The sequence below is a fragment of the Paenibacillus sp. TY11 genome (assembly GCF_059772165.1).
On sequence record NZ_JCBAIQ010000011.1, the window covers coordinates 101,223 to 122,743 of the forward strand.

General features: G+C 45.8%; 17 protein-coding genes. 7 read left to right on the forward strand and 10 right to left on the reverse strand.

The annotated features are described in order from the left end of the window. Nucleotides 1-194 precede the first annotated feature (194 nt). From AC6EJC_RS14375 to AC6EJC_RS14400, 6 genes are all read right to left on the reverse strand, one after another. Nucleotides 195-1,295 carry a GerAB/ArcD/ProY family transporter gene (locus AC6EJC_RS14375; protein WP_444954547.1) on the reverse strand — a complete coding sequence of 367 codons (1,101 nt, stop codon included), beginning with the start codon at nucleotides 1,293-1,295 and terminating at the stop codon, nucleotides 195-197. 17 nt (nucleotides 1,296-1,312) lie between these two features. Continuing rightward, a complete protein-coding gene (locus tag AC6EJC_RS14380; RefSeq protein ID WP_444954548.1) occupies nucleotides 1,313-2,467 on the reverse strand; it encodes a Ger(x)C family spore germination protein in 1,155 nt (384 codons plus the stop codon). Nucleotides 2,468-2,471: 4 nt separating this feature from the next. Next, the gene (locus tag AC6EJC_RS14385; RefSeq protein ID WP_444954549.1) at nucleotides 2,472-3,950 is read right to left on the reverse strand and encodes a spore germination protein; all 1,479 of its coding nucleotides are present in this window, start codon (nucleotides 3,948-3,950) and stop codon (nucleotides 2,472-2,474) included. Between the two features lie 224 nt (nucleotides 3,951-4,174). Beyond that, complete coding sequence (gene pgmB, locus AC6EJC_RS14390; protein ID WP_444954550.1) at nucleotides 4,175-4,840, reverse strand: beta-phosphoglucomutase; 666 nt, start codon at nucleotides 4,838-4,840, stop codon at nucleotides 4,175-4,177. Between the two features lie 24 nt (nucleotides 4,841-4,864). Continuing rightward, a complete protein-coding gene (locus AC6EJC_RS14395) occupies nucleotides 4,865-7,147 on the reverse strand; it encodes a glycoside hydrolase family 65 protein (protein ID WP_444954551.1) in 2,283 nt (760 codons plus the stop codon). A 154-nt stretch (nucleotides 7,148-7,301) separates the two neighbouring features. After that, on the reverse strand, nucleotides 7,302-8,309 hold the full coding sequence (locus AC6EJC_RS14400; RefSeq protein WP_444954552.1) for a LacI family DNA-binding transcriptional regulator: 1,008 nt from the start codon (nucleotides 8,307-8,309) through the stop codon (nucleotides 7,302-7,304). 242 nt (nucleotides 8,310-8,551) lie between these two features. On the opposite strand from AC6EJC_RS14400, the gene AC6EJC_RS14405 reads away from it, so the two are divergent. Then, a complete protein-coding gene (locus AC6EJC_RS14405) occupies nucleotides 8,552-10,216 on the forward strand; it encodes a PTS transporter subunit IIBC (RefSeq protein WP_444954553.1) in 1,665 nt (554 codons plus the stop codon). Nucleotides 10,217-10,221: 5 nt separating this feature from the next. Continuing rightward, a complete protein-coding gene (locus tag AC6EJC_RS14410) occupies nucleotides 10,222-11,043 on the forward strand; it encodes an endonuclease/exonuclease/phosphatase family protein (protein ID WP_444954554.1) in 822 nt (273 codons plus the stop codon). Nucleotides 11,044-11,066: 23 nt separating this feature from the next. On the opposite strand, the gene AC6EJC_RS14415 is transcribed toward AC6EJC_RS14410, so the two are convergent. Beyond that, nucleotides 11,067-12,266, reverse strand: coding sequence for an MFS transporter (locus AC6EJC_RS14415; RefSeq protein WP_444954555.1), 1,200 nt, complete (start codon nucleotides 12,264-12,266; stop codon nucleotides 11,067-11,069). 148 nt (nucleotides 12,267-12,414) lie between these two features. Beyond that, nucleotides 12,415-12,912 (reverse strand): DinB family protein, encoded by a 498-nt coding sequence (locus AC6EJC_RS14420; protein ID WP_444954556.1) that lies wholly within the window; start codon nucleotides 12,910-12,912, stop codon nucleotides 12,415-12,417. A 312-nt stretch (nucleotides 12,913-13,224) separates the two neighbouring features. On the opposite strand from AC6EJC_RS14420, the gene AC6EJC_RS14425 reads away from it, so the two are divergent. Further along, the gene (locus AC6EJC_RS14425) at nucleotides 13,225-14,724 is read left to right on the forward strand and encodes a monooxygenase (RefSeq protein ID WP_444954557.1); all 1,500 of its coding nucleotides are present in this window, start codon (nucleotides 13,225-13,227) and stop codon (nucleotides 14,722-14,724) included. Between the two features lie 103 nt (nucleotides 14,725-14,827). After that, nucleotides 14,828-15,331 carry a MarR family transcriptional regulator gene (locus AC6EJC_RS14430; RefSeq protein WP_103048420.1) on the forward strand — a complete coding sequence of 168 codons (504 nt, stop codon included), beginning with the start codon at nucleotides 14,828-14,830 and terminating at the stop codon, nucleotides 15,329-15,331. A gap of 203 nt (nucleotides 15,332-15,534) precedes the next feature. Here AC6EJC_RS14430 and AC6EJC_RS14435 read toward each other — a convergent pair whose 3' ends face one another. Next, complete coding sequence (locus AC6EJC_RS14435; RefSeq protein ID WP_444954558.1) at nucleotides 15,535-16,464, reverse strand: response regulator; 930 nt, start codon at nucleotides 16,462-16,464, stop codon at nucleotides 15,535-15,537. Between the two features lie 5 nt (nucleotides 16,465-16,469). Continuing rightward, nucleotides 16,470-17,774: a sensor histidine kinase gene (locus tag AC6EJC_RS14440; RefSeq protein ID WP_444954559.1), complete on the reverse strand. Its 1,305-nt coding sequence runs from the start codon at nucleotides 17,772-17,774 to the stop codon at nucleotides 16,470-16,472. Between the two features lie 212 nt (nucleotides 17,775-17,986). Between AC6EJC_RS14440 and AC6EJC_RS14445 the strand changes: the two genes are divergently transcribed. The 3 genes from AC6EJC_RS14445 (at nucleotide 17,987) to AC6EJC_RS14455 (ending at nucleotide 21,504) form a co-directional block, all read left to right on the forward strand. After that, complete coding sequence (locus AC6EJC_RS14445; protein ID WP_444954560.1) at nucleotides 17,987-19,240, forward strand: cation:dicarboxylate symporter family transporter; 1,254 nt, start codon at nucleotides 17,987-17,989, stop codon at nucleotides 19,238-19,240. Nucleotides 19,241-19,499: 259 nt separating this feature from the next. Then, a complete protein-coding gene (locus AC6EJC_RS14450) occupies nucleotides 19,500-21,011 on the forward strand; it encodes a methyl-accepting chemotaxis protein (protein WP_444954561.1) in 1,512 nt (503 codons plus the stop codon). Nucleotides 21,012-21,141: 130 nt separating this feature from the next. Further along, nucleotides 21,142-21,504, forward strand: a complete 363-nt coding sequence (locus tag AC6EJC_RS14455) for a DUF1304 domain-containing protein (RefSeq protein WP_444954562.1) — start codon at nucleotides 21,142-21,144, stop codon at nucleotides 21,502-21,504. Nucleotides 21,505-21,521 lie beyond the last annotated feature (17 nt).

The following is a 21,521-nucleotide window of genomic DNA, read 5'->3' on the forward strand; positions in this document are numbered from 1 at the left end:
CTTAGTCTCCTAAGAGAGAATAGTCAATCCGATGACTGCTTAACTCTTCTATTATAACAGTTCGCGCACGTAAATTGAGGTGGAGGGAGCAGATGGGAAATTTCGAAGAATAACCCGCTGTGGAAAGTAAAAAGTCCCCTACGTTTATAACGTAAGGGGGCCTGAGTCATCAGCAAAGTTTGGGGGGAATCCCCTTACTGTTTGCCATCAGGATTGCCTTTTCGGTGGAAGACCATGGAGATAACAAGAAGCACCAAGGGTACTGCCGCTCCCATAATAATTCCAAAATAACCTGATATTTTATCGAAATTGCCTATCTCAATAAAGTTTTGGGGATACATGCTCAGGGAAAATATTAAAATTAACGGGAGATAACAGATGTATCTGTTCCACTTTTGGGTGAGTTGGCTGATTCCGGCTACCATATAGAAATAATAATTTGCGGCGGTCATAAAAATTTTGATCGTCCACAAAATGATAAATAATATTTCAAACCGTTCCAGGAACGAGCCGGGGAATTCAATTTGCTGTGCAAAAGAAACGACCGGCCATTGCAATCGGGAAACTTCCTCAACCGACATACAGCCAACGACCATCGTTACCATCAAGAGATACAAACCCATTGCAATTGAGTAGCCGATCCACCCTGCCTTCCATGCTTTTTGTGGATTGACCATCACATTAGTTAATATAAGGAGGGATTCAAAACCTATTGTCGAGAAAGGTATAACCTTAAGAGATTCGAAGATCGGATGCCATCCTTTATGGAAAACAGGGCGCAAATTATCAAGATTAAAATGATTGATATTGAGGATGATCAACAATAAAAAAACAATAAAGGTTAAAGGAAAAAAAAGCTCGACCAATCGAACCATTGCATGGAGACCGCCCCAGGTCAAATACCCAATAAGCAGAAGAAACGGCAAGAGAATCATGCTTAATGGCGTTCTTTCCAATGCAAGGCCTTTGAGGAATTCCGCCATCATTCTGCATACAAGAGAGCAGATCATCGTGCAATGTACAATAAATGCAATATTGATGAGAAGGCCGACGAATTTACCTGCGATTACGGGATTGAGCTCATAGAACGTCTTCCCTGGAAACCTCTGGCACAATTTAACATTGATAAAAACGACGCCTACCCCAAGCAGACTTGCCAGCAAAAGTCCCTGCCACACGTCGGGCGTTTGAGTCTTCTCCGCGATGGTTCTTGGTAAACTGACAATTCCCACAGCGTACACGGTCGAAGTGACTGTAAGTAAGGCTTGAAGGGTAGAGATTTTTTCCTGTTTCATGGAAGGTATGTTGGACATTACGCTCCCTCTCCTTTTGTATAAGCACCAGTTCGTTCAATCTGTACTTCAGCCTGAACGTCGATCGGTATTTGACTGAATGCATCTTGCCAATTTTCCTTTACCCGATCCCAGTAAGCGGGATAGTTCACTTTTACCTTTGTGCCGAAACCCACTACATCTGATCTCATTTTTTTTTGAAGCGTGTTTAACGATTGGGATACGGTCTGTTTGATTTCTTCTTGCGCCGCTTCTTTAGCGGTTCGGATGAACGGTTCCTTCAAGAAATCGGAGGAAATATCCAAGTTTTCATTTAATTTGATATCTGCTTTGATACGAACCGTGAAGGAAAGATCTTGTCCGTTGAGGTGGGGGATAAGTTTACTGTGGGCATCCTCAACTTCAAAGACCATGGGTTGCTCTGACTTTGGTTCCTCCGTTTTAATAATTGAACCCTGCGTTTTTCCAAGCATCCAGTTGATCCCGATGACATCCTCTTCATTTAGCCAATCGGCAAATTTCTTCGTTTTGCCGCTGACTAATGCTGCGCCTGAGAAGTGGTTGCCTTCATTGGTTTCTAGGCATTGAATGACGAAGTCAGCTCCTTGTGAAATATGAGTGGAAATTTCCCCTAATGTTATTTTATGAGGTATTTTAGAGTTGAAAGCGCTATTTTTAGCCAATGCTTCAAGGTCAATGGAAGGTATCTCTTTATGTTTGCCGATCTTATTGAGCGCTTCTTTCGCATCGCCCTTTACGATCATAACAAGTGATTTTCGACTCGGTTTATAGGAACGGGTAAACGTATCTAACAATTGGTCGATTCTTGTTTTTTGTAGAGCTTGTTCACTAATCAAAATCAAACGAATAAAACTATATAAGGGAGCACGGGACACTAGCTTTGCCTGTTCCCTGGAAGCAGTCTGAATGGAAGCTTTGTTAAAGGTTGTTACGTTGCTATACATATTTTTTTTGGATTTCTGCGCTATTAAATGCTGATAGGTAAGTTCCAGCATATCCTGCTGATCCGTATCAATGGCGACGCCCTGAATGATACTCAAGTTATCGATTTCCCTGCTGTCCCAACAACTGGTGAGGAGAGCACATGCGATCCATACGGCAACGCATTTTTGCACCCATAGGATTCGACGAGACAGATAGATGAAAGCGATCATAGGCTTACTTCCTTTTCCTGTTAGATTGTGTTTCGTCCTGTGTCTTTAGCATCATAGGACGCTTTTTGAGGTATTTAAAAGGAGCCCGAATTAAAGTATCTTGTTGATCTCTTAGCCGAATCGGGGCTAGAGGTGACATGAAAGAAACTCCAAAACTTTTGATCTGGACCATGTGCACACCCAAAAAAATAAAGGATAAAATCACGCCATACAGCCCATAAATCCCTGCAATCATCATAATGGGGAACCGAAGAAGGCGAATTCCAATACTTCCGCTGTACTGCGGGCTTGCAAAGGATGCAATTGCGGTGAGACCAACGATAATAATCAGGAAAGCACTTACGACCGCGGCCTCAACAGCTGCTTGTCCAATAACAAGACCGCCTACAATACCGATGACCTGTCCTATCCCTTTGGGTAGCCGCAGACTGGCCTCGCGCAATATTTCCAATGCCACTTCCATAATTAAAGCCTCCACAAAGACGGGAAAAGGAATTCCTTCCCTTGAGGCAACGATAGATATTACCAGCTCGGGCGGGATTAGTCCGGGATGGAAAGAAATGAGTGCGACGTACAGCGAAGGCAGAAATGTTGCAATGAACATCGCCGTTAAACGAAGCATACGGAAAAATGTTCCCAAGGGAAAACGCTCGTAATAATCCTCTGGGGATTGAGCCAGCATCCAGAAGGTCATGGGAGCAATCAGGACAAAAGGGGTGCCATCAAGCATAATGACGACTCTTCCTGACATTAAAGCAGCTATAGCTTTATCCGAGCGTTCAGAGGCTTGAATCTGAGGGAACGGAGACCACGAATGTTCCTCGATCCATTGCTCAATAATCCCGGTATCGGAAGCATCGTCCACATCAATCGTTTCGACTCTTCGCTTCACTTCCTGAACCAGCTCCGGATTTGCAATATCCGATATGTACAAGATCGCTAATTTTCGGGAAGATCTTCTTCCTATAGTTATTTTATCTATTTTAAAACTGATATCTTTGATGTGCCGCCTTACCATTGCCAGGTTGCTTTCCAAATCTTCGATAAAACCTTCCCTCGGTCCCCTCACCAAAATCTCGGTGCTTGGTTCCTTGACACTTCGCTGAGGAAACTTGCCTGTAGCAGCAAAGAAGGCTTCATCGGTTCCTTCGATCAGCAGACAAGTATTTCCCGATAATACTTCAATTACGCACGCCTCAAGGTCTGTTCCTTCTTTCATATTGATCGTAAAAGCCGTCTGCTGTACCAGTTCTTCCTTCAGTTTTTCCGGATTAACTTGGGAGTGGTTTTCACGAATTCCAGTTAAAATGAGCGGCTTAACGATTTGTTCGTTAATCATACTTGTATCCGCGATGCCAGAGAGATAGACCATAGCTACATGAACTCCCGTTTGCCCCACATCCATTTTTTTGAAGACGACGTCAGGAAGATGACCCAGAGTCTTTTTTAGATGATCTAATTTCGCCTCAAGTGATCTTGCCATGACTCTTCCCCCTTCAAAAGCTTAAATCATGATATACATGTAATATGTGTAAAATGGTGATAAATATTCATGGGATAAAACCGAACTTCATGTATTCTACGATGATAGAAAATGAGGAGTCTTAGAGTCACAGGGGGGTATTCCCTTCTTCCAGTACAAGCAAAAACGAACACCAAAAGGTGTCCGTCTCTGGGATGACGCCATATAAACTACTCCAAGTGTAGTCATTTTTTGAACTCGATAAAATGTTCCTCCAACGTGCTCAAAGACAGCTCGGCTGTAGTGGCTACCACGATATCCGCGCCTTGCATTTGCGAAGGCGTTCCTACACCGACCGCGAACATCCCGGCACCCTTGATCGCCTGTATGCCAGCCTGTGCATCTTCTACACCGATACAGTCGGCAGGCTGAACGCCCAGATTGGCGGCTCCGGTGAGGAAAATTTCCGGGTCAGGCTTGCCATGCCGAATGGCTGTAACATCCACCACACTGTCAAAATAGTGCGCTAGCTCCAGCCGCTCCAGTATAAACGCTGCATTTTTGCTCGCAGAGGCCAGCGCGATGCCGATTCTGGCTTCACGAAGCTCCGTCAAAAGCGGACGGATGCCTGGTAGTACGTCTGCCGGGGTCAAAGCCGAGATGAGCCGCTGGTACTCCGTATTTTTTCGTGTGGCCAGTTCTCGCTTGTCTTCGTCTGAATACGCATCGGACAGGTTGCCGCGCGCCAGTATTTTGTCGAGCGATTCCGTACGGCTGATCCCTTTTAACTGCTCATTAAATTCTCGATCAAAAGGAATGCCCAACGCTGCCGCCAAGCTGCCCCATGCCTGAAAATGATATTCGGCGGTATCTGTAATGACTCCGTCCAGATCAAAAATGACTGCCTTCATTTGGTTTCCCCCTGTCTGCCCGATTTATGAAACACTGTTCGTCATTAACGGCTGCCCACTGGTAATGTGCGTTGGCTGTCCATACAGCTCCAGCGTCAGGGGTTCTCCGTCCAACAGGGTAATGATTACTTCATTTTCCTGTACGAGAATACTTAGCAAGCGACCGCGATAGTTGATTTTAAACGTATATTTGTTCCAGCCCTGAGGCAGGAAGGGGGAAAAGCTTAATGTTTCACGATACGTTCTCATCCCGGCAAATCCCTGTACAATCGCCAGCCAGCTTCCCGTCATGGAAGTGATATGAAGTCCGTCTTCGGTATCGTTATTATAGTTATCCAGATCCAGACGGGCCGTCCGCTTATACATCTCGACTGCCTTCTCCTCCATTTTGAGTTCGGCGGCCAGCACGGCGTGAATGGACGGGGACAGACTGGATTCATGAACGGTCATTGGCTCGTAAAATTCAAAATTGCGTGCTTTTTCCTCCAGCGTGAACTGATCTCCAAAGAAATATAGTCCTTGCAGCACATCCGCTTGCTTAATGAAGCAGGAACGGAGAATTTTATCCCATGACCATTTCTGATTTAGCGGCAGATGACTTGGATCAAGGGAGGACACAGGCTGCAGATCCTTATCCATAAAGGTATCGTGTTGTACGAAAATACCCCGCTCCTCATCATAGGGATAATACATGTGGGTGATGATATCCTGCCAATGCGCAAGCTCATCAGCCGTAACCGCCAGATGCTCCGATTTCTCTGCCGAAATTTGAGGTAAGACCGATAATGTATATTTTAAAACCCATGCAGCCAGCGTGTTGGTATACCAGTTGTTATTGACGTTATTTTCGTATTCGTTCGGCCCGGTAACCCCGTGGATCATATACTGCTGCTGGCTTTTGGAAAAATGAACCCGGTCGGCCCAGAAGCGGCTAATTTCGACCAGTACATCTATTCCATAGTGATACAGATAGGTCAAGTCACCTGTATAGTTGGTGTAATTGTAAATGGCATACGCAATGGCCCCGTTACGGTGAATTTCCTCGAAGGTAATCTCCCATTCGTTATGGCACTCCACACCTGTAAAAGTGACCATAGGGTATAGTGCACCTCGTAGCCCTTGCTGGGCAGCGTTATGCTTGGCACCCTCAAGTTGTTGGTAGCGGTACAGCAGCAGATTTCGGGTTACATCCGGGTCTGCGAGCGCCAGGTACATAGGTACGGCATATGCTTCTGTGTCCCAATAGGTGGCACCGCCATATTTTTCACCTGTAAAGCCTTTGGGACCAATGTTCAGACGGGCATCTTCGCCGTAGTACGTAGAGAACAGCTGAAAAATGTTAAAGCGTATTCCCTGCTGGGCCTCTGTATCTCCCTCGATTTCTACATCTGCTTTGTCCCAACGTCTGGCCCAAGCTGCGACATGCTCCTGCTTGAGGGAGGTGTAGCCTTTGTTCACAGCCTCCACGGCGATGCGTTCAGCTTGTGGAATCAGTGCATCCTTTTCCATATCCCGTGAGGTGGTAACAGCCACAATTTTTTGCAGATAGATACTGTCGCCTGGAGCGACGCTGTATTGATAGTGGCGTGCAGCATACAAAAAGCTCTCTTCCGTCGTCTGCTGATCCTGTCCCTCGGTCACAATACCCATGGTAGCGTTTACGGTAAAGCGCGGAATACCGAAGGGATTATCTATAGTTGTTGTGGACAGGCTGATGAATTGTTCTTGAACCTCTCGGGCCTCCTCCAACCAAAAAACCTCATCATAGTTCGTGTCTTCATTCTTCGTATTGCCGTCCAGATAGGGGACAAGCTCTATGGTTAGAGGCTGCTCGCTTATATTCGTAGCTTGGTAATCAATCAGGCATAGCTCACGAGTGGTGATGCTCAGAAAACGCTCCGTAGTGATACGAACCTGATCATTCACGGTGCAGGCGCGCCGCAGAATACCCTGCTTCATGTCCAGTTCCTGCACAAAATCACTGATGTGTGCCGTAAATAAATCTACTTCCTCCTGGTTTACGATCAGACTGATGCCGATAAAGTTCATGGCATTGATGACCTTGCCAAAATATTCAGGATAGCCATTTTTCCACCAGCCGACCTTGGTTTTGTCGGGGAACCACACACCGGAGATATAAGTTCCCTGATGATGATCACCTGAATAAGCTTCTTCAAAATTGCCGCGCATGCCCATATAACCGTTGCCTATGGACGTTATGCTTTCCTGTAATCGCATGTGTGTGCTATGTAGAGTGTGGGTTGTCAGCTTCCAACTATCTACGTCAAATAATCGGTTGTAAACCATGATTGCGTACCCCTCTCGGAAAATGAGATCGTTGTTTTAACGAAACCAGTATATGAGCGAGTTCAGTATATAGTGCAACCGTTTGCCCTGTCAACGCAAAAAAACTGATTTTATGGATGTCCACAAAATCAGTTTTTGTTCATTCCTCGGAGAATCATAGTGCCTGGCTGGATTCGCGTTCCACGATTCGGTGGGGAACAATGATGTGTTTGGTCAATTCCTTGGGGTCTTCGATTTTCTCGATCAGGCTTTTGGCTGCCTGATAACCAAGGGTGAAGATATCAATATCCACGGAAGTAAGAGGGGGATTCATCAGATCAGCCAACATCAAATTATTAAAGCTCACCATGGATAGCTGCTCTGGCATGGATACGCCTAGTTGAGAAAGCATTTTCTGTACTGCCATGGCTACAAGGTCGTCGCTAACGATCATAGCGGTAGGCGGCGGGGAAGCCTGCAATAACGTGCGCATGTCCTCCAGATTAAAAGGCTCCCTGACCACGTATTCCTCCGGTAGAGGCAAGCCCGCCTCTCGCAGCGCATCCTGGTAGCCTCGGAGTCTTTCAATATTCACGATGTGTTCACGATCACCGCCAACATAAGCAATGCGCTGATGATTCAGCCCAGTCAAATAAGTGACCACATCCTTGGCAGCCTGGTAGTTATCGTTGTCTACATGGGTGGTTTCACTGACAAATTGCTGAGGCTTGCCGATTACGGTGTAGGGTATTTTTTCTTTATGAAAATACTCCACGATGCTATCTTTTTGCTTGGAGTACAGGACAATGTAGCCGTCAACGCGTCCGGTCCGGGTCATCAGCTTTACGCGAGATAGCAATTCATCGCTCGTTTTTCCTGTCACAATTGACAGTGTATAGTTGTGCTCATTTACCCATTCGCTGATCCCGCGGAGGCTTTCCGGAAAGAACGGATTTTGAAAGATTGCCACATCCGATTCAGGCATAATAATGCCAATCGACTGTGTGACACGGTTAGCCAGACTCTGAGCTGAATAGTTGGGTTCATAGCCAAGCGCCTTCATTTCTTTACGGACACGTGCCTTGGTGGCTTCGCTGATTTTGGGGCTGTCTTGAATGACGCGGGATACGGTGGAAGTAGCAACATTAGCACGTTTTGCGACATCTTTGATGGTTACTGCCATCGTCTTCGTCTCCTTTTGCTATCTCAAGCAGGAAATATTATGTTCTATCATACGATATTGCTCGAAAATCAACAAATTCGCGGCTTTTTCGAGTATTTCTATCATCATTAACCAAGATATTTACAATTAGGGTATTGCCAATAGAAAGCGATATCATTATAATAATCGTGCAACCGATTGCATAATATTTATAGAGTGCGAACAATGCTATACATACTATAAGGGATGGAGATTGAAGGAGAATGAAAAAACTTCTATCATTTGATTTTTGGCAAAAGCTTGGGAAAGCACTGCTTGTGGTTGTTGCTGTCATGCCGGCAGCTGGGATTATGATTTCGCTCGGTAAAGTAGTGGCGATGTTGGCTGGCGATGTTCAAGTCTGGTTGACTGTCGGCGGAGTCATGGAGAATTTGGGTTGGGGTATTATCAATAATTTACACATTCTGTTTGCCGTGGCGATTGGTGGTTCCTGGGCTAAGGAACGGGCGGGAGGAGCTTTTGCTGCCTTAATTGCCTTTATTCTCATTAATATTTCAACAGGAACGATTTTGGGTGTGTCCTCGAAAATGCTAACCCAGGAGGGAGCCACCACCCACACTCTTTTTGGTGCATCCATCCCGGTTAGTGGCTATTTTACCTCTGTCTTAGGGGCGCCTGCACTTAATATGGGTGTGTTTGTCGGTATCATCTCTGGATTTGTCGGGGCCGTGGTATTTAACAAGTACTACAATTACCGCAAGCTGCCAGACGCTTTAGCCTTCTTTAACGGTAAACGTTTTGTTCCTTTTGTCGTGATTTTATGGTCTGTCATCGTAAGTTTGATCATGTCTGCCATCTGGCCATTTGTCCAGGGGGGGATTAATCAGTTCGGTATCTGGTTGGCGACTTCGGGAGAGTCGGCTCCTTTTGTAGCTCCATTTGTCTATGGTACACTGGAAAGACTGCTGATTCCTTTTGGACTTCACCATATGCTGACCGTTCCTATTAACTATACTCAACTTGGTGGCGTTTACACGACACTTACGGGTTCCGGGGCAGGAAGCGTTGTTGCCGGGCAGGACCCGCTGTGGCTGGCTTGGGCAAGTGACCTGAGTACGCTTCGTGGTACCGATCCGGCAGCCTACAATAGCTTGTTGGAAGGCGTGACGCCTGCCCGCTTCAAGGTAGGACAGATGATCGGCGGAGCGGGAATCCTTATGGGACTGGCAGTGGCTATGTATCGCCGTGTAGACAAAGATAAACGCAGCAAGTACAAGTCGATGATTTTCTCAGCTGCTGCAGCTGTCTTTTTAACAGGGGTGACGGAGCCGCTGGAATTCATGTTTATGTTCGTGGCACCTGTGTTGTATGTGGTTTATGCTATTCTTACCGGTATTGCGTTCGGAATGGCCGACATCATACATTTGCGTTTACATTCGTTTGGTATGATTGAACTGCTGACCCGATTGCCGTTGTCTATAAATGCGGGTTTGGTGCAGGATATTATTAACTTCGTGCTGACTTGTGTTGTGTTTGCGGTAGCAACCTACTTTATCGCTTATTTTATGATCGGTAAATTCCAAATGGCTACGCCGGGAAGACTGGGGAACTATACGGATGAGGAGCCTCAGGGGACTTCCGAGGTGGGGAGTACGGAGGTAGATGGTGTGGCGGCTGTTTCCCCGCAAAATCAACTGGCTACGGATATCATCAAGACTCTTGGGGGTGAGCAGAACATTGTCGAGGTGGATGCTTGCATGACCCGCCTACGAGTGACGGTGAAGGATACAGATGCCGTTGGGGACGAAAAGACGTGGAAAGCGCTGGGTGCCCTGGGCTTGATTAAAGTAGACAATGGGGTGCAGGCGGTTTACGGGCCGAAGGCCGATGTGCTTAAATCAGATATACAAGACATACTCAACAGGTGATTACTTTGAAGTTGTTAACCTTAAATGCACATGCTTGGATGGAAGAAAACCAGCACGATAAGCTAAAGCAACTGGCTGCTTTTATTGATGAACAGCAGTTTGATGTCATTGCTTTGCAGGAAGTGAACCAGTCCATGGAAGAGACTCCTTTGTCACCGGACGATTTGGGCACTTACTATAGCGCAGATCCTGAAGTTGTCATTAAGCGTGATAACTATGCTTATGTGCTGAACGGGCTATTGTCCGAAGCTTATCATTGGACGTGGGCTCCCGCGCATGTTGGTTTTGTCAAATACGATGAGGGTTTGGCGATTCTGTCCAAAACACCGATTACAGATACGGTGAACGAATATGTTTCCTCACTACAGGATTATGACAACTACCGTTCGCGTAAAATTGTCGGCATTCAAACTGTGGTGGACGGGGAGCAGGCCTGGTTTGTAAGTGGACACTATAACTGGTGGAATGATGAGGAATCCTTCCGTGGACTATGGGATCGTACAACAAAAGTGCTGAATTCTTATGCCCCGACTCCTGTGTTTATGATGGGTGATTTCAACAATGCGGCAGAAGTGCGCGGAGAAGGATATGACTATGTACTGCAATCTGGCTGGTCGGATACCTATCCGAATGCAGCAGTACGTGATGAAGGCCACACGGTCATCAAAGCTATTGCAGGCTGGGAAAGTAACGCGAAGCCGCTCCGTATTGACTATATTTTCTCCAATAAGGCGGCACAGGTTCAATCCTCAACCGTTGTACTGAACGGGAAAACAGGACCGGTTGTATCGGATCATTTCGGGGTTGCAGTCGAGTTGGAGCTGTAATGAAAAGAAAGGAGGCCACTTGCTTATGCAAATGGCCTTTTTCTTATAGATTTCGACTTTAACCGAATGAAGTATTGGATAACGATAGCCATAAGCACCAATATCATATTGTAATAAAAAGGGGCATTTATGTTAAAGTGTTCAATGAGTGCGCCTGCGATGATTGGAGAAACGATGGCCCCTAATTCTGAAAGGGATACGACGTTGCCGATAAATGAGCTTCTGCTTTCTTCAGGAATAACATCCCCTAGTTGCGAGTAAAAAGAATCCAGGTAACTGGCTCCGCCAATGCCTCCGATGAACATCCCCAAGTATACGATCCACGGTTCTGTGAACCACAGAAACAAGGCTATTTCCACTATGATCAGCAACAGGCCGATGATACTGAACATTAAGCGATCTTTGAGCAGGTCGGATACTTTGCCGATAAAGGGTGCCGATACAAACGTCGATATCCCGATGATTGTAAAAGCCAGGCTGATTTCTACAGGGCTCCAATGGAGCTTGTAGGTTGCGTACACAGAGAAGTACGTTAAAAAAATGGCGAATGCACTCATTTCAAGGAAATGAACGGTGGAATAGAGCAATAGCTGTTTCGTTAGCATGGTTTTTCTTTTCGGCTCATGAAGGGGCTCGTGCTGTTGCTGAGGTTTGGAAGAGGGACTGGGGAAGGTCATTCTGGAGACGGCAACGAAGGATATGCAAGAAAAAATAGCAACGAAATAGAACGGAACAGATAAAGTAAAATAGGAAACAATCACTCCGCTCATGATAGGCCCTAAAATGGTACCTGCCCCTTCGCTGCTGCTGATATATCCATTGAGAGTGCCTCGATTCTCTGGGGTACTCATATGGTTGATGGTGACTCTTACAAAGACGGTTAGCCCTATAGCTACCAAGCCTTGAAGGAGTCTAAGAATGGATAGAATGATGAAGCTTTCTGCAACCGGGAATAGGAGCATACAAGCGATTTCAGCGATGAGCAAGCTCAACCCCAAGCGTTTTGCGCCGATCTTTTCATAAATTCGTCCTGCCAAGCCCCCACCAAGGAATCTTCCCACATAAAACAGAGAAAATAAAATGCTCATGCCGAGTGCGGATATCCCGAATTGCTCTACATAAATAGCAAAGAGTGGAAGGATCATACTTCCACTCATGTTAGCAATAAGGCTGATAACGATCATACAGGCGATATTACGATTTAAATATAAGAGTCTCTTCATATCCTCGAAACCTCTCTTTGATCTTGCATCATGGGAACCGTTTTTCGGATTGCTCCTAATTATGCATCAACGGCTTCAAATCGAGCTTAGCGGGTTCCCTCATAGGATACGCGGGTGCGTTTCTCGCTGTGCCTAAATTCTGCACCCTTTAAGCGGGAAAGCCGCCTCCTGGTGGTGGCCAAGCTCCATAGATCCGGCGCAGCAGTACGATTTCACCCAAATGATATGAATTGTGGGAAGCAATATTCCGCAGCAGTCCTGCTTTCGTTTCACCTGGGAAATGAGCCAGTGAATCATCCAGTTGCGCGGTTTCGGCAATCTGCACAGCCCGATCTACGCCCTGTAAAAATTCGTTAATGACAGCCTGCCATGCCTCTTCGTTTTGCGGTCCGGTCTCTTCGGGCCAGCTTTCCATGACATTGCCCGGAAGCTGGGGCTTCCGTCCTTCCAGATGCTCCAGCATAAATTGCTGCCAGTAAATCATATGCTTCAACAGTTGATAAATGCTGTAAGGCATTTCTGCATTTTTCTTCCCTGCCAGCTCGACGTCGATGTCTGGCAAAGCCCGAGCCACTCGAATATGTCCACGTTCTCCGATCAGTGATTTAACCAGTGCTTGACCGAATAATTGGTTTGCATCCGACATGTATCATCATCCCTTCTATGGAGAGTTTGTTTCTAGCCTATTCTCATTTAACGATTATACAATTATATTTTCCGAAATGAAAATGATCACGTGGTTTTTTGGAGAGGGACAGGAATGACTATTAAAAAATAGTTGATAATTATTCTCAATTAAACTAAAATAAAATTGTTTCAAAGGAAACGAAATGTCATAGTTAGATATTCTTTTGTATATATACGGAAATGTTAAGGGGAGCTTTTCGTATGTATATATTGTTTCTAGAGAAACGATTAGGTGGTGGAAATATAAATTTTAGACAAAGGAGCGTGAAGCATGGATTACGAAGTGATTGTAGTAGGCGGCGGCCCTGTTGGGATGTGGCTAGCTGCTGAGTTGGCACTGGCGAAGGTAAGTGTTTGTGTAATTGAGCGTTTAGAGGAGCCTATTCCTCAATCGCGCGCGCTAACGTTACATCCACGGACGCTTGAGATGTTTGATATGCGTGGAATGAAGGAACGATTTATGAAGCATGGCAGACCTATACGTACGGGGCATTTTGCAATGCTGGATACCCGTTTGGATTTTTCCGTTCTTGATAGTTCCTCCAATTATACGTTGTTTATCCCACAGGTGATTACAGAGCAGGTGATTGAGGAACATGCGATCAAGCTGGGAGTTGTCGTCCATCGTGGCGAGGAAGTGGTATCTGTGCGGGAGCAGGAGCAAGGCGTAGAAGTGGTGAGTGTACGCGCATCCGGTCCACAAGCAAATGTATCGGTAATGACTGCGGCTTATGTCGTAGGAGCGGATGGGGCGGGAAGTATTGTGCGGAAACAGGCGGGAATTGCTTTTCCTGGCACGGATACTACTCTGACTGCTGTATTAGCGGATGTAGAGCTGGCCGTTCCTCCTGAAAATGGAATACGTTCCGAATACACAGAGCGGGGTGGGGTGATGATTGCCCCCGTTTCTCCGGATATTTACCGGGTTATTTTGACTACACCCCATCTGATGCATGTCCCGAAAGACGTACCTGTAACGCTGGAAGAAATGAAGACAGAACTGCACTATCTTCTCGGTACAGATCTTGGAGCATCCAATCCTCGTTGGCTATCTCGATTCGGGAATGCAACGCGGCAGGCAGAGACGTATCGTAAAGGGAGAATCCTGCTAGCAGGTGATGCTGCGCATATCCACTTCCCGGCAGGTGGACAGGGAATGAATGTTGGCTTGCAAGAGGCGGCAAATCTGGGATGGAAGCTGGCCGGAGTGATTCGTGGCTGGGCTCCGGACTCGCTGCTGAGTAGCTATCATGACGAACGTTATCCGGTTAATACGCAGTTCTTACGGAATACCGAGGTTCAGACCCGCTTATTGGACTTTACGCCTGCTGTATTGGCACACCGCCAATTACATGAGGAATGGTTCCGCCATCCGGAAATTAATCAATCTATGGCAGAGCAGATTAGTGCACTGGATGTATGTTATCCGGCGGCTGGCAATATACCGCAGCATCCACTGAACGGGAAACGGTTTGCTGATTTTGAATTGCATTTGCCTGACGGAATGACAACGTATGCTTACGATCTTCTTCATGAAGGCCGCTTTGTACTTCTCCATCTTGCACAGGATAATGAGGTATCGAATGAGTTTCGCCATAGCTCACTTTCACATATTTCATATGTGGAGGCCGTAGCCGAAGAATTGCCAGTGGGATGGAGAGATGTGCATACGGTTCTCATCCGTCCGGATGGGTATATCGCTTGGGCCATTTCTATGAAACAAACGGATATATTGAGTGTGATTAAGGACGGCATTGCCACATTGGTATAAAGGGGAAAGGGTATGTTCATAACATGACCATATTGTTTCTTGTGAAACAAATGTGGGCTATAATGAAAGGAGGAGTATGCCAAAGGAGTGACTACTTGTTCGTATGGAAAAGGCGACATCGGTTCAGCATGTTTATGATTTGCTTATTAAGATGAATCATCAGTGGGAGCAGCATCAGCAGAGAGAGAGCATGACCTTTCTCGAAGAAATCCGCGAGCATTTTGATGGAATGACTTCGCTCAATATGACGGATGTGCACGTTATGGATTGTATCGGGCGGCATGAGCCGATCAATGTTACAACCTTAGCGCAACGAATGGAGCTGAGCAAGGGTACAGTTTCAAAAGTCAGCACCAAGCTGCTCAAGGAAGGCTGGATTCGCAGAACCCAGCTGAACGACAACAAAAAAGAAATTTATTTTCGGCTAACCCCGTTGGGAAAAAAACTCTTTCTTGTGCATGAGCGGCTGCATGCTGAGGTACAGCAACAGTTATTTCAATTTTTAAATCGTTACAGCTCGGAAGAACTGAATGTCTTGAAACGTCTGCTGTCCGATGGTGTAGATCTCTTGGAAGCTATGGAGTGGCAGGACAAGAGTCTGGACTAAAGGGATATCGAATCATCAACGATGGGCACCTGTTAATCTCCAAGTAATAGATACATGGGGAGATGCAGGTGCTTTTCTTTTAATGTCAGCATTTTTGCATAATTCGATTCCCAACGCTCGAAGGTACAATATATAGACGGACTAACCCGTTCCGATCTATATATTGCTGATTTGTGAATACTCTTGGGATTTATGCAAAATGCTTAATGTAATAGCCGTTTTGCTTCCATATAGAGCACCTGTACGAACTTTTTCGTATTAATGCGGGCTTGGGACAGTGAAGGCTCCACATTGTTTTGCAGCTCCAGCATTTTTTTGCGGATTTCTGTAAAATCAAAAAATTTGGATGCATAATTTTCAAATTTAGGATGGGTATAGTCGGTCAATCCGAGCGATACAATATGGCTTAGTGTCTGGAAAATAGCGCGGCGGACACGTTGCTCGGATGCTTTGATTTCCTTACTCAGCTCTACTGCTGAGGCTGAAGCCCCCAACCGTTTGGACGCTACATTAGCAAATATATCCTTCAACGGCGGGAACAGATAGGGAGATAGATTGCCTGTTTCCTCCTCATACTGGTCCAGAAATTCCAGCATGTCCAGTAAATCCATACTCCCGGCTTCGCCGATCATCCCCATTTCGGAGAGCAGAAACTGCCCGGAAGTTACGATGTTTCGGGTCGGTTCAATTGTTGCCGTTGGGTTATTCGTTGTGAACATCGACAACCCTTGAAGCGTGCGCTGAATATCCGTAATCGACTGCTGCATGCGCAGACGCTCAGCCACCTTATGAATAACTGCAATAATCTCCAGTCGATTCAAAGGCTTGGCCACATAATATTCAATACCGAGCGAGTATGCTTCGCCGATCATGTTTTTGGATTCGATGCGAGAAATCATAATGATTTTGCCGCTGAATTGATCGCCGAGTGCACGCACGGTCTGAATGCCGTCACGAAGCGGCATCAGCAGGTCAATCAGCAATACATCAATCCGGTTCAGCTCCAGCAGGCCGCTATTCACGTAGGAACCATCCTCCGCTTCCCCGATAACTTCCCCTAGACCTTCGTCTTCAATAATGTCTGCCAGCATAGAACGAATCCCCTGATCGTCATCCACAATATAAAAACGCATCCGGGCTATCTTCCTTTCTCCGTCAGTTTCCGTAAAGGCAATATGATTCTAAAAGTGGTCTGTAACCTATCTGTATTCTCTTCTTCATCCTGTTGCAGTTCAATCATTCCTTCAAGGCTCTCCGCAACCTCACGAACATAAAACAATCCCATACCGGTCGACGGCTGTCCTTCCTCATCATACTTGGTCGTATACCCTGGTGTGAAGACCATTTCCCGTTTCCGTTGAGGAATACCCGGACCGTTGTCGGTAACACTAAAGGAAGCTATATCCTCTTTTCCCGGTAGACAGCGAATGGAAACGTCAATCCTTCCGCTGTCCCTCATTGCTTCAACCGCATTGGCTGTCAGGTTATTAATAAGTGTCAAAACGGTATAAACATGTAGCTTGGGCAACAAAGGATCGACATCTAGGGTAAAACGAATGGACTTGTCCAGTGATTGGGCGTATTTGCTGTTCGTTCGGATGATTAGCTCCCCAAGCTCTTGAGAGGCCAAGTAATGCACTCCACTTTCGGCATCAATCAGCTTGGACAAACCAGCAAAAATCCGCTGGCTGTCTTTTTTAATCTCGTGAACCTGTCCGGAAATACGAAGTGCCTGTCTGGCGTAATGTTCTCTATCCTTCAGAGATTCATCCTGCTGCAGTTCACGGTACAGCTCGTAGCTTTCACGAGTGATTTGTTCTGCATGTGACAGCGTCTTGCCTAACTGGACCGACTCTTCATACAAGTCCGATACAAGGAGTAAAATTCGTTCCGTTTGCTGCCTTTGTGCCTCTTCATGCTGAACCGATTGATTTAACCGAATCATATTATAGAACCCAAGCACGAAGAAGCTGCGGATCATAGCCATGAAAGCTACTTTGCTGATCTTAATGATGTCCCAGAAATCGCCGTCAATGCTCCACCGGACGCTAAGTTCCGACACACTTGCGGCAACCTCAATCCCTACAGAGAGGATGCCCACGCGGAGTGCGCGGTAAGGCTCAGCATTAATGTTGAGGACCTGAAAGAGCAGGCCGTAAACCATGTAATAAAAAAAGGTAGGGCCGTGCAGTATCAGCAACTCTTCAAAGGGAAGGCCGGGCTGAGTGTAATGATTGAGTAAGATGCGAAAGGCCACTACAGCTATACCCGTAAGCAGTCCCGATAATGCAGGCGGAATATGACGAATAGATAACAGAAAGAAAAAAAATACAGGCGTACCAAAGCTCAGACGGAATGTATTAGCGAACGGGTGAATATTCAGCTCACCTGCGAGCGGTACAAATACAAGCATGAGCAGGAAAAGGAGCGTATTCAACTTCATCCATATTCACCTCCTGGGTATTCAATCAGAAAGGCAATGTAAGCTAAATTCACAGGCTCGCCGTTAAAGTTTGTGAATTTATAGAAAAAAATAAATGCAGCTGTAGATAATTGTCGTTTTTTATAGATCAGATTGTAGTATAAATAACATCATTTGAATATTAAGAACAGCATACTGCAAAAATATACAGATCAGCCAGGGGGGGACACGAAGTGAAAAAGATTAATTTGACGATGCAAATCTTTATCGGTCTGGCTTTAGGTATTATTATTGGTGCCTTATTTTACGGCAATTCAGGGGTGGAAGTCTACTTAAAGCCAATCGGCGATATTTTCATCCGTTTGATCAAGATGATTGTCGTGCCTATTGTAATCTCAACGCTCATTATCGGCGTAGCCGGCGTCGGAGATATGAAAAAACTGGGTAAACTTGGCGGAAAGTCTATTCTGTATTTTGAAATTGTAACGACTATCGCCATCCTTTTCGGACTGCTTGTTGCCAACCTGGTTCGACCTGGTGAGGGCGTGGACATGTCCCACCTGGCCAAGAGTGATATCCATTCCTATGTGGAGACTGCAGAAAAGTCAGGCCATAGCTTTATAGATACGATTGTGCATATTGTTCCTACCAATGTTATTCAAGCTCTCGGCGAGGGAGATATGCTGGCTATTATATTCTTCTCCGTACTGTTTGGACTAGGGGTAGCGGCGATTGGTGACAAGGGCAAGCCCGTGCTGAATTTTTTTGAAGGCGTAGCCGACGCCATGTTCTGGGTAACCAATCAGGTCATGCGCTTGGCTCCGTTCGGTGTATTTGCACTGATTGGAACGACAGTGGCCAAGTTTGGATTGGCCTCGTTATGGCCGTTATTGAAGCTTGTTTTGTCGGTGTACGGCTCCATGGTGCTGTTCATTGTGATTGTTTTTGGAATTATCGCCAAGCTTTGCGGTACCCGTCTCTGGACCATGATTAAAATTTTGAAAAGCGAGCTGTTGCTTGCATACTCGACGGCCAGTTCGGAAAGTGTGCTGCCTAAGATCATGGAGAAGATGGAGAAGTTCGGATGTCCTAAAGGAATTACTTCCTTTGTCATTCCGATTGGATATTCTTTTAATCTGGATGGTTCCACCCTGTATCAGGCACTGGCTGCGATTTTCATTGCCCAAATGTATGGTATTGACCTGCCGATCACTACACAGATCACACTGGTACTAGTGCTGATTATTTCCTCCAAAGGTATTGCAGGTGTGCCGGGTGCTTCCTTTGTCGTTTTGCTCGCTACGCTGGGAGCAGTGAACCTTCCGTTGGAGGGTTTGGCCTTTATCGCTGGTATTGATCGCATTCTGGATATGGCGCGTACGGTAGTCAATGTATTAGGCAACTCGCTTGCCGCTGTGGTCATGTCCAAATGGGAAGGCCAATATGATAAAGAAAAAGGCGAGGAATACGTTGCTTCAATTAAATAAGATACAATAAACTGAATAGTTGATAAAAAGAGCACCTTTGCGAAGTAACGCGAAGGTGTTCTTTTCGTTTCCAGACTTGTTCAGACCTTTCCTTTTTCGACATTTTTCGATGTTTTTTGTATGAATATATAGGTATATGGGCATAAAAAAACGGTTCTTTTTACCTATGTAATTTTAGATTTATTTATAATGATTCTTAATAAAATTCCGATATTAAACTATACCGTTTTATATATTGGCTTAGAAGGGAAGATCATATATGTTTCTTAAGAAAAATGAGACCCACTCACTTGCTCCTTTAGTAGAGGAAAGCCGCAAACTTTCACAAAGAATACAGCAGAAGGATTATTCCGCCACAATACAAGTTTCCTCAGCATCTTCCGAGGTTCAAGAAATTGCAAACAATGTCAACCAAGTGCTTGAGTCCATGAAAAATGATGCTCAACATGTTGACATCCGTCTGAAGCTTGTTACCAAGGCTATAGAGATTGGCTTATGGGACATGGAGGTGATTGCAGGTGATCCCGTCAATCCAAGTAATACGTTCACATGGTCAGAAGAATTTCGTGCTATGCTGGGGTATCAGAACGAAAAGGACTTCCCCAATGTATTGGACAGCTGGGCATCCCGGCTGCACCCCGAAGATCATGACAGGTCATTGGCAGAATTGTCAGATCATTTACTGGATTACACGGGAAAGACGCCTTATGACGTACAGTATCGTTTGAAGCTGAAGCATGGAGAATACCGCTGGTTCCGGGCTACCGGAACGACCATTCGCGATCAGCAGGGAGTGCCGCTTCGTATTGCGGGGGCTTTATTGGATGTGCATGACCAGAAGATTAAGTCCGAAGAGTTGGAGGCCATGGTTACAAGATACGATCTCATTAACCTTGTGCTGGTAGAGGCTCCTTACGATGTAAACATTATTGGAGGAAATATAGAAAATCCGGATAATACATTTTGGTGGTCACCGCAATTCCGCGCAACGCTGGGCTTTAAGGACGAGCAAGATTTCCCAAGCAAGCTTAGCAGTTGGGCTTCAATCCTGTATCCTGAGGATGCCGAAATGGCGATTAAGGTTTTGAATGATCATTTAAATGATTATACGGGACGCACACCGTACGAAATGGAATGCCGTTTAGTGCGTAAGAATGGTGAACATCGGTGGTATCATTGCAGTGGAAAAACATTGCGTGACAGTCAGGGAGTGCCCGTTCGTATTGCGGGTACCATTCGTGATATAACAATGGAAAAGGAAAAGCAGGCTATTGCGGATGAACTCACGCTCAAAATCCAACATCTCTCCGATTCCATTACGGAAATGGTGAACGGCGTCAACTCGGTTAGTAATCAGGCGCAGGAGCTGGCTACGGCTCAAGAGCAATCGACAGAGGCGGCGAATCAGGCCAAAGTCAGTGCAGAAGAGACACAAAACATTTCCAACTTCATTAAAGAGATTGCGAATCAAACGAATCTGCTGGGTCTGAACGCTGCAATTGAGGCATCGCGTGCGGGCGAGCAGGGGCGGGGTTTTGCGGTAGTTGCAGATGAAGTGAGAAAACTTGCCATTCACAGTGCTAATGCGACCGGGAATATCGAGACCAGTCTGGAAGAAATGAAGACACTCATCGAGCGGATTTTGCACAATATCGGTAACATGTCTACGCTGACACAGACACAGGCCGCGCTAACGCAGCAAGTGAATGCATCTACGGATGAGATCAACAGCATGTCCAAAGCTTTGTTGGATTTTGCGAGAACGATGTAAGGCTTCATGTAGAAATTAGGCCGGGCCTTAGGCTCGGTCTCTTTACTGTTTTTGGAAGATGAATTATACTTTTTGAGGATAGATCTAAAAATTACCTCATAGTAACTTTATGTGGAAAAGAGGAATATACTTGAGCTTACTTAGTTCAATATTGGTTGGAATTGTAGCTCTGGAGCACGTGTACATTTTAATATTGGAAATGTTTCTGTGGACGACCCCGCGAGCGATTCGTACGTTCGGTACATCGAAGGAGCTGGCAGGAGTAACCAAATCCATGGCAGCAAATCAGGGACTGTACAACGGTTTTTTGGCAGCCGGATTGGTGTGGGGCTTGTTCTATCCGGATACTGTGATCGGGCGGCAAATCCAACTATTCTTTGTCATTTGCGTGGTGGTGGCTGCGGTGTATGGTGCATTAACAGCCAATAAGTCTATTTTATTAAAACAAGGCCTGCCTGCCATCCTGGCACTAATCAGTTTGTGGATACTCTGAAGACACCCTTAACGGGT

Excerpts from the sequence above, each read along its gene's own strand:
- AC6EJC_RS14435 (WP_444954558.1), bottom strand. The coding sequence starts at position 16,464 with ATGCGTTTTTATATTGTGGATGACGATCAGGGGATTCGTTCTATGCTG.
- AC6EJC_RS14415 (WP_444954555.1), bottom strand. The coding sequence starts at position 12,266 with ATGAAGAGACTCTTATATTTAAATCGTAATATCGCCTGTATGATCGTT.
- AC6EJC_RS14395 (WP_444954551.1), bottom strand. The coding sequence starts at position 7,147 with ATGGTTTACAACCGATTATTTGACGTAGATAGTTGGAAGCTGACAACC.
- AC6EJC_RS14400 (WP_444954552.1), bottom strand. The coding sequence starts at position 8,309 with ATGGCAGTAACCATCAAAGATGTCGCAAAACGTGCTAATGTTGCTACT.
- AC6EJC_RS14430 (WP_103048420.1), top strand. The coding sequence starts at position 14,828 with ATGGAAAAGGCGACATCGGTTCAGCATGTTTATGATTTGCTTATTAAG.
- pgmB (WP_444954550.1), bottom strand. The coding sequence starts at position 4,840 with ATGAAGGCAGTCATTTTTGATCTGGACGGAGTCATTACAGATACCGCC.
- AC6EJC_RS14450 (WP_444954561.1), top strand. The coding sequence starts at position 19,500 with ATGTTTCTTAAGAAAAATGAGACCCACTCACTTGCTCCTTTAGTAGAG.
- AC6EJC_RS14440 (WP_444954559.1), bottom strand. The coding sequence starts at position 17,774 with ATGAAGTTGAATACGCTCCTTTTCCTGCTCATGCTTGTATTTGTACCG.
- AC6EJC_RS14385 (WP_444954549.1), bottom strand. The coding sequence starts at position 3,950 with ATGGCAAGATCACTTGAGGCGAAATTAGATCATCTAAAAAAGACTCTG.
- AC6EJC_RS14380 (WP_444954548.1), bottom strand. The coding sequence starts at position 2,467 with ATGATCGCTTTCATCTATCTGTCTCGTCGAATCCTATGGGTGCAAAAA.
- AC6EJC_RS14425 (WP_444954557.1), top strand. The coding sequence starts at position 13,225 with ATGGATTACGAAGTGATTGTAGTAGGCGGCGGCCCTGTTGGGATGTGG.
- AC6EJC_RS14375 (WP_444954547.1), bottom strand. The coding sequence starts at position 1,295 with ATGAAACAGGAAAAAATCTCTACCCTTCAAGCCTTACTTACAGTCACT.
- AC6EJC_RS14405 (WP_444954553.1), top strand. The coding sequence starts at position 8,552 with ATGAAAAAACTTCTATCATTTGATTTTTGGCAAAAGCTTGGGAAAGCA.
- AC6EJC_RS14420 (WP_444954556.1), bottom strand. The coding sequence starts at position 12,912 with ATGTCGGATGCAAACCAATTATTCGGTCAAGCACTGGTTAAATCACTG.